The following is an 8,113-nucleotide window of genomic DNA, read 5'->3' as shown; positions in this document are numbered from 1 at the left end:
ATATCTGATATTTCTTTATCTGTCTTGGAAAATATGTCTAAGAAAGACATGGAATCCTTTATCCTTTACCTACGTGAACGTCCTTTGCTGAATGCTAATACAACCAAGCAAGGAGTTTCTCAGACAAGATATTATAGAGCTTTTTAAAAAAGACTTAGACCTGTGTAAAACGGATTTTATAACCATTTATAACTAAAAAATTTTTTTGGAATAAAAATAGCTAAAAATGTACCTTATCAAAATGAAAACTGGAAATTTATTAAACCTGAATTTTAGTGAGGATGTACTTTAGTTAAATCAAGGTTTTAAGCTTACATTGGGTTTAAAAAAGGGGTAATTTTGTACATTATGTATCTAAGCTACTGGATCAAAAAATGTACTTTATCCAGCCTTAAAATAAAGTACATTTTAATTATAAAGTACATTTTTTAGAAAGTGTACATTACTCCTTAAACTCAGTCGTATCAAGGGTTTATCCACTGTCTAGGGAAAAGTACAAAAATTTCCAGTTTTTTTGAAGTTTCTATTGTGAATCATTAGCTAGTGCTTTTTCTAGTTTCCAAATACTAAACCAGAATGAAATAGTCAACAGAATAAGGAAAATAAAAAAGAGATTATCAGTAACGATATTTCTGTTCATTCTACATAACTGAAGAGCTATATATTGTTTTCTTTTTCATGATTTTAATCTTACTGTACAGATTTGATACAGTAAACTCCTTTCTAGCTTTATGCATTATCATTTCTAACTTAATTATAATCTTATTTTTACCAAAGTTCAGTTACTTGTACGTGAGATATCTTGTAAGTAAAAAATAACCGATCTCATTGCTGAGAATCGGTTTTCTAATATATTTAATTAATTAAGAAGTTTATTTTTTACATAACATAAATTATGTAAAAATCTCCTACAACAATAAATCTTTTACTTTCCCAATTTCACTTTTTGGAATAACTAGGTGAATCATATCTCCGAGATACATTCTGGTTGAACCGTTAACGGTTTGACTTTTACCGTTATGGACTTGGGTGGTGATGAGGATATTATGTGGTAGGTTGAGTTCATGAACCTGTTTTCCAGCGATTTTGTCAGAAACAGGGATTTCAATGAGAGTGACTTCTCCTTCATCTGTCGCTTCTTCTGGCAGCATTTTTTCCAACATAGCCTCATAGACTGGTGCACCCTTGAGTAGATCCATGATGATGTAGGCGACCAAGGTTACTAATCCAAGTGGCATGAGGTTGCGAATATCTCCTACCATCTCAGTTACGAGTATCATAGCAGTTAAGGGAGCCTTAGATATTGCTCCAAAATAACCACTCATTCCTAGAATGACAAATATAGGGAATTGCTCTTGACTGACAAGTCCAAGATTGACACAAATAACACCAACTAGAGCTCCAAGTAAGGAGCCAAGCGCCAAAATTGGTAGGAAAATTCCTCCTGGAAGACCACTTCCATAACTAATCATGCTCCAAACAAAGCGAATCAAAAAGTAAACTAATAGAACTTGGAAACTAAAATCTTGCTCAGTTAGGGAAAGAACCAGCTGATTTCCACCACCAAGGATTTGGGGTAAGAAGATTCCGACTGGTAGGATGAGAATAAAGGCAAAAATTGGATAATAAGCTCTATCCAAATGGATTTTTTGACCAAGCCAATCATAAACTCGACCAACATTGAGCACAGCTTTCTCATAGAGAAAACTGGAAAGTCCTAGAAAAATTCCCATAAGGAGGTAAATCCAATACTGATCTAAGGTCATGAGTGGGATGTTGTCTGGCATATCCAGTACGGGTGTTAGGCCAAATATGAGCAGAGAAACAAAGTTTGCTACGAGACTAGCTGCTAGAGTGGAAACCCAGAAAAATCGAGAAAAGTGATGATAGACTTCTTCTACCACAAAGAGAAGTCCTGCAATCGGCGCATTAAAGGCTGCAGCTAGACCAGCGGCAGCTCCACTAGCAATCAAGGAGCGTTCCTCTACTGGACTGGATTTAAGCCATTTGGCAATTCCTTTACCACCAACAGCTCCAAGTTGAATACTTGGCCCTTCACGCCCCAGCATAAGACCACTAGCAATAGCAAGAATTCCTAGGATATATTTTTTCCAAAGAACGCCCCACCAGTTGAGGGTCATGAGGCCTTTCAGTTCGGCTTCGACTTGAGGAATTCCTGAGCCTTTGATATCTTTTTCTGACCGTGTTAATTTAGCACTGAGCCAACAAACTATTAAATAAAATAGACCAATGATAAAAAGATTGCGCACTAGGTGCGCTTGATCTTGATAAAGTCCTTGTATCAGGTGGAAGCCTTTTTCGATTAAGAAACGAAAGGATCCAACGATAATTCCAACAACGAGACCGACGATGATTCCTCGTCCAACTTGGGATAATATGGTACTCGAGGCAAAGGCAAATTCTTTCTTGGAACTGAGTGTTTCTGACTGTTCCTCCATAATCATTCCTTCTAACTTAACTTTCTTTTTCTCCTAAAACCAGTGATTTAACGGGTTCAAAGCTGGTTCGGTGAATTGGGGTAACTCCTAGTTTTGTGAGGCCTTCCAGGTGTTTAGCAGTTCCATATCCTGCATTAGCAGCAAAATCATAGCCAGGGAACTGCTGATCGTATTCCTTCATCAATTCATCACGTGTCACCTTGGCTATTATAGAAGCCGCTGCAATTGAAAGGGAATTGGCATCTCCTTTGATGATAGATGTTTGTGAAATTGGTAAATCCAGTTTCATGGCATCTATCAAAAGGTGCTCAGGTTGCGGACGGAGCTGGGAGATTGCTTCCTTCATAGCTAGTTTGGTTGCTTCATAGATATTGACTTGGTCGATGACCTGATTATCCATGATACCAATGCCGATTGACAAGGCTTGCTCCTGAACTGCTTGGAAAATCTCCAGATGTTTCTTTTTAGGAATTTTCTTGCTGTCGTTAAGACCTTTAATTTTACAATTTTGAGGTAAAATAACAGCTGCAGCGACTACAGGTCCAGCCAGAGGACCACGACCGACCTCATCAACACCTGCAATTAGGGTCAATCCTTGCTTATAAAGTTCTTTTTCATAGGAAAGCATAGATTCCAAACGCAAATTTTCATCCAATTCAGCCTGAATGGCTTTTTTACGTTTGCTGATTTCTTTTTGAACCCCAGAGCGATTATCCTGCTCGAGTTCTAAAAAAATAGGGTTATTTAAGTCCTTAACTGTTGCAAGGAGTTCTTTGATTTCTTTAATCGTCGCCATCGAGGTCATCCAATGTATCTAAGGTATAGTTACCGAGTTTACCATCGCGGACTTCCTTCACAAAGAGACTGTAAAAGCGGTCATAGTCATCACGGAAACCGAGGGCACGGGTCATATCCATAATGATAACAGGCGCTTCTTCCTCAATTTTCATTTGTTTGAAGCGTTCAGCCAGCTTTTCTGGATAATGTTCTTTGAAATAATTGAGGCCAAAAATAGTTACCTCATCCATAGGAAGCAACTGGTCTTTGATAGCACCTGTTAGGGCTAGTTTGAGAGCGACAGTTTCGTCTTCGAACTTAGGCCAGAGAATCCCCGGTGTATCCAAGATTTCCAAGTCTTTATTGGTTTTAAGCCATTGTTGTCCCTTGGTAACACCTGGTTTGTTGCCGACAACGGCAATCTTCTTACCAGCCAAACGATTCATGAGAGTTGATTTACCAGCGTTTGGAATCCCGATAATCATGGTACGCAAGGTTTCAATCTTGATACCACGTTCCTTCTGGCGAGAAATCTTATCAGCCATGAGCTTTTTAGCAGCATCTGTTACAACTTTAACTGTCACTTGCTCTTTAGAGTTGATAGCCAGAGTCTGAATTCCTTGTGATTCAAAATACTGGCGCCATTCCTTGGTCATTGCTGGATCGGCCAAGTCCGCCTTATTTAAAATCAAGAGTTTTGGTTTGTCACCAACAATCTTGGTCAACATAGGATTTTGACTAGATAGAGGTAAGCGTGCATCCACCAAAATCGTCACAAAATCAACAAATTTTAAATTTTCCTGCACCTGTCGACGAGCTTTAGACATGTGACCAGGAAACCATTGAATTGTAGCCATAATATATCTCCTTCGGATTGAAAAAAATGTAAAAACGTTTTCTTTCTTGCCTTCTATTCTATCATAAATTATTCTTTTTTGCATAAGCTTTTGTCTAGAAAAGCTATTTTATTAAGGAAAATTGAATGCAATCTCATTTTTTAATATATTAATTTTCAGCAAATACCTATCTCTAATCCATGAGATTATTAAATATAAAATTAGTCGTATTGCATTCAATTAAGTTAATTAATCATCTGATAAAATAATCAAAATATATTTTTATGAAATATCATTTAGAAGTACTATTAAAACATACCTAATTTTATTTATGAAACTACCGGATAATGGTCTGATTGAAATGAAATTAGAGAAGACATGTTTGTCCTCTCCACCAACTTTTTTATTACTCATTAAATAATTTCTCCAACTGTTTGGTTGCTGATTCAATCTCGTAGCCATTTTCATCTATTAGCTGTTTCACCTTTTCTGTATCAAGCTCCCGATGATCTCTGAACGACAAAATCTTATCTGCCCAATCTTCAAGAGAATCATTCAAAGACAGGCTGTTATCATAGTTATCTAGTATTTTTGCATCTGGTAAATGATTTGCTGTTACAACAGGTAATCCATTTGCTTGTGCTTCAATTAATACAATCGGTAATCCCTCAAAATTTGATGGGAAGAAGAAAACATCTAGAAGGTTTAGCATTTTTCCGACATTAGTGGTCAAGCCTGTAAAGATGACTTTGTCTGCTACTCCATATTCTTTTGCCACATTTTCTAAAAACTCAGTATCTCCTCTTCCGATAAATACTAGACGAGAATTCGGTTCTTTTTTGACGATTTCAGAAAATACCTTCACACAAAAACTTTGATTTTTCTGCTTTTCATACAAACGAGAAACTTGTCCTACGACTAAACAATCTTCTGGAATATGATACTCTTTATGAAGTTGGGCTTGCATTTCTTGATTATATAAAAACTTTTCTACCTCAATGGCATTATGAATCACTAAAGCTTTTTCTCTTTCTTGACCATGATAAAAATGGTTCAACGCTTCTGTTCCACAAGCCCAAAAATCGGTCGCATATTTGCCGACAAAAAGACGATTGACTGGATGAACAAAGCGGTAAAATTTATCTGCTGTTGCACAATGTCCATGAACAATTCTTTTTTCGATTCCGTATTTCTTTGCTAATTTTAAAAATTCTAGATGAGTCAATCCATTTTGATTGGACCATAAAATATCATAACGATGAGCATTCTTCTTAAAGAAACGATCCCATTCCTTTAATGCCTGTTTCATATGAGGTCTTAACTTGGGAATTCTATGAACCACTAGAGGATTGCGACAAAGCTTTTTAAAATGATCACTAAATTCAACACCTTCAGGACCTTGTAGTAAAAATTCAAGTTCAAATTCAGAGGTATCAATATGGTTATAAAAATCTAGAACAATTTTTTCCAAGCCACCAATATCTGGAACCAAACCACACACTAGTATTCTTTTCATTGATTTCTCCTTATTTTTTTAACTTTAATACTTTTTGAATCATCAGTATAATTTGTTTACCGCCTTCATGATTTCTAAATAGGAAAACGTAGACACCCAATACTGTCAAATAAAGGACGATTTTGATGATCAAACCAAAAATGAAATCTAGCTGAGTTAAGAGGTAGTTATCCAGTAAACTCAAAAGTAGAAAGCTTATCCCTGCGACAGTGAAATCTTGTAACATTGTTTTAAAAAAGTCCTTTGAAGAAGCTTTCAATCCATACTTAAAGGCGCTATAGGGTTCATACCATATGCAGGTTAAGACTGTTGAAAAAATCGTACCCAATAAAATTCCAGCTACTCCTAAATCTAAAATTGCTAAAAAGTAAAGTGAAAGAATAATATTTAATATAATTTCTGAAATAGTTTTTTTATTTTGTTCATAACTTAAACCATAGACTGAAATCAACGTTAGAATCGGTCTTCTATAAAAGGTTAAGAAAAAATGAAGGACAATCAAAATCTCAACTGTACGATTAAATGAAAAACTCTCACCTAACCAGATAGTCATAAATGGATGAATGAACATTAAATAGCCTAAGCTAGCAAAATAAATCAGGCTAAAAGCAATAAATTGGAATTTTTTTAGGAATTTAACCATATCTGCTACTGTCGTAGATTCCGAATGGACTAAGTTACCTACGGAAGAAACAACTGAATTAATCATAGTATTTAAAATCAGTGAAAGAAATCCTAAAACATAGGTATAATTCCCATAAATACCTATAGCTGCTAAGCTGACAAAACTTGCCATTAGAATACTATCTGTTTGAAAAACAATCGTTTCTCCAATACTACCGACTATATTTCCTTTGATATTTCGGATAAATTTTTCTTTTTCCTCCTGATTAATGGGTGTTATCTCATTCTTAAACAAGTAACCATACAATCTATCAACAATCCCCGACATGATGATATTCCCTATAAAATTCATCATGATACTGATCAATAGATAAAAAATATAATTTTTGGTAAAGAATAAAATTCCGATTTGCAAGCATACACGAAGCGTATTTAATCCAAAGTCAATCAAAGTCATCATATAATTACGCTGATCGACATAAAGCAAGGTTCGTTTATAGGAGAAAAAATAGCTGGAAGCTGAGTTAAATACAAAGAGGAAAAAGATCAAATATACTTCACTATTTACCGTATAATCCTTTATCATATAAGGAAGAAATAAAGAAAGTATAGCGCCCAGTATAAAAATAGAAAAGCCGATGATTCTATATAATGTTTTGAAAAGAATCATAAAGGCATTGATTTTTCCATGTTCTTCTCTGCATAAGGGTCCATATAGTGCATAGCTCATGGCTCCAGCAACCCCTAATTCTGCCAAAGACAGGATAGAAACTAAACTAGACAAATAATTGTTTAATCCTAGATAGGTTACCCCAAGTAAATTGATAAAAATAGTTCGATTGATAAAGCCAAGAAGTACTTGAAAAGGTTGCAATGCCAGAGCAATACTCGTATTTAAGGTGGCAAATTCGGTTCTACTTTTTTTCGTGTATTTCATCTATTCCTTTAATTTTCCTTGTAAAAGTTGATCGAGATAACTTCCTGGAAGGACTTCTTCTTTCTTGATTTTATAAGTCGTTTTTAAAATCGGTGTTGTTTTTAATACTTCTTCCCATTCTTTTTCATCAAAAAGATCATGGGCATGGTCTCTTAAAAACCAAACATGCTCAGCTGGTGATAGAATAGGTAATCTATCCACTAAGCTTTCAAAATAAGGATTGCACTTATATTCGGACAAAATAAAATAATCCATCATCAGGTAATGAATAAAGACTGGATATTTACGAACATAGTAAAGATATAAATCCCGAATATGTTTAAAATAAGGCTCGCCTTTTTTTCCTGCTAGAAAGAAACCTGCCCATTTAAAGTCACCAACAGTTCGTTCTATTTGTTCTGATCGTATAGGTGGATGATTCAAACTAAAAAAGTCACCTTCAAACATTTCTAAAGTTGCATAGGGAGATACCAATAAGGTTGCATCCATCCAAATGCCACCATATTGGTATAAGAGACTAAAACGAATAATATCTGAATAATGCGCAGCTGATAATTCTTTTTTCTTGTATTTTTCGGTGATGTCTCCTGGAATATTGATGAAATCCGCCAGATTTTCATCCGTCAACAAATAGAATTCACAGTCATTTCTTTTGGCGAAGTTTTTTATGGTCTTCATTGAAGCCTGGACTGTCTCAGGCATTTGAGCTTCTCCCTGTTGCCACATTGTCCAAATCATTTTCGGAAATTCCGTCACTTCTTCTTTTTCATCCATCAAATCATCTATTTGAGCTTCTTTTCGTAATTTCAGTACAAAATCCAAAAGAATCTTTCTTCGAAAATCATAAAACATCTTGTCAGATTTTTGTGCAAGAAAGTAAACACATGTTAGTTTAAGGCCATAATATTTTAAAATTTGACAATAGCGAGCCATTTTATTTTGTAAGATTTGTAGTTTCATAAAC

6 protein-coding genes and 1 pseudogene are annotated in these 8,113 nt (G+C 35.2%); 1 reads left to right on the top strand and 6 read right to left on the bottom strand.

Going from position 1 to position 8,113, the window contains the following annotated elements:
* Positions 1–138 (top strand): annotated as a pseudogene (gene xerS, locus GEZ85_RS10520) (tyrosine recombinase XerS); the annotation flags it as partial.
* 770 nt (positions 139–908) lie between these two features.
* Here the strand turns inward: xerS and GEZ85_RS02220 are convergent.
* From GEZ85_RS02220 to GEZ85_RS02195, 6 genes are all read right to left on the bottom strand, one after another.
* Entirely contained in the window at positions 909–2,459 is a 1,551-nt protein-coding gene (locus GEZ85_RS02220) for a ClC family H(+)/Cl(-) exchange transporter (RefSeq protein ID WP_153209121.1), read from the bottom strand.
* Positions 2,460–2,475: 16 nt separating this feature from the next.
* Positions 2,476–3,255, bottom strand: a complete 780-nt coding sequence (locus GEZ85_RS02215) for a ribonuclease HII (protein ID WP_153209118.1) — start codon at positions 3,253–3,255, stop codon at positions 2,476–2,478.
* Positions 3,242–4,093, bottom strand: coding sequence for a ribosome biogenesis GTPase YlqF (ylqF, locus tag GEZ85_RS02210; protein WP_153209116.1), 852 nt, complete (start codon positions 4,091–4,093; stop codon positions 3,242–3,244). The genes GEZ85_RS02215 and ylqF overlap by 14 nt, the downstream gene beginning before the upstream one ends.
* Before the next feature lie 385 nt (positions 4,094–4,478).
* Positions 4,479–5,588, bottom strand: coding sequence for a glycosyltransferase (locus GEZ85_RS02205; RefSeq protein WP_153209114.1), 1,110 nt, complete (start codon positions 5,586–5,588; stop codon positions 4,479–4,481).
* Positions 5,589–5,598: 10 nt separating this feature from the next.
* Complete coding sequence (locus GEZ85_RS02200) at positions 5,599–7,149, bottom strand: lipopolysaccharide biosynthesis protein (RefSeq protein WP_153209112.1); 1,551 nt, start codon at positions 7,147–7,149, stop codon at positions 5,599–5,601.
* Positions 7,150–8,109: a capsular polysaccharide synthesis protein gene (locus GEZ85_RS02195; RefSeq protein ID WP_153209110.1), complete on the bottom strand. Its 960-nt coding sequence runs from the start codon at positions 8,107–8,109 to the stop codon at positions 7,150–7,152. It abuts the gene before it with no gap.
* Positions 8,110–8,113 lie beyond the last annotated feature (4 nt).

Origin of the sequence: Streptococcus mitis, assembly GCF_009496205.1 — a bacterium.
Classification (GTDB): domain Bacteria; phylum Bacillota; class Bacilli; order Lactobacillales; family Streptococcaceae; genus Streptococcus; species Streptococcus mitis_BN.
Note: the sequence above shows the minus strand (reverse complement) of the source record. Positions and strands in the feature narration are given on the sequence as shown.

Bases quoted from the DNA above. Each gene is read 5' to 3' on its own strand.
- GEZ85_RS02220 (WP_153209121.1), bottom strand. From the start codon at position 2,459: ATGGAGGAACAGTCAGAAACACTCAGTTCCAAGAAAGAATTTGCCTTT.
- GEZ85_RS02215 (WP_153209118.1), bottom strand. From the start codon at position 3,255: ATGGCGACGATTAAAGAAATCAAAGAACTCCTTGCAACAGTTAAGGAC.
- ylqF (WP_153209116.1), bottom strand. From the start codon at position 4,093: ATGGCTACAATTCAATGGTTTCCTGGTCACATGTCTAAAGCTCGTCGA.
- GEZ85_RS02205 (WP_153209114.1), bottom strand. From the start codon at position 5,588: ATGAAAAGAATACTAGTGTGTGGTTTGGTTCCAGATATTGGTGGCTTG.
- GEZ85_RS02200 (WP_153209112.1), bottom strand. From the start codon at position 7,149: ATGAAATACACGAAAAAAAGTAGAACCGAATTTGCCACCTTAAATACG.
- GEZ85_RS02195 (WP_153209110.1), bottom strand. From the start codon at position 8,109: ATGAAACTACAAATCTTACAAAATAAAATGGCTCGCTATTGTCAAATT.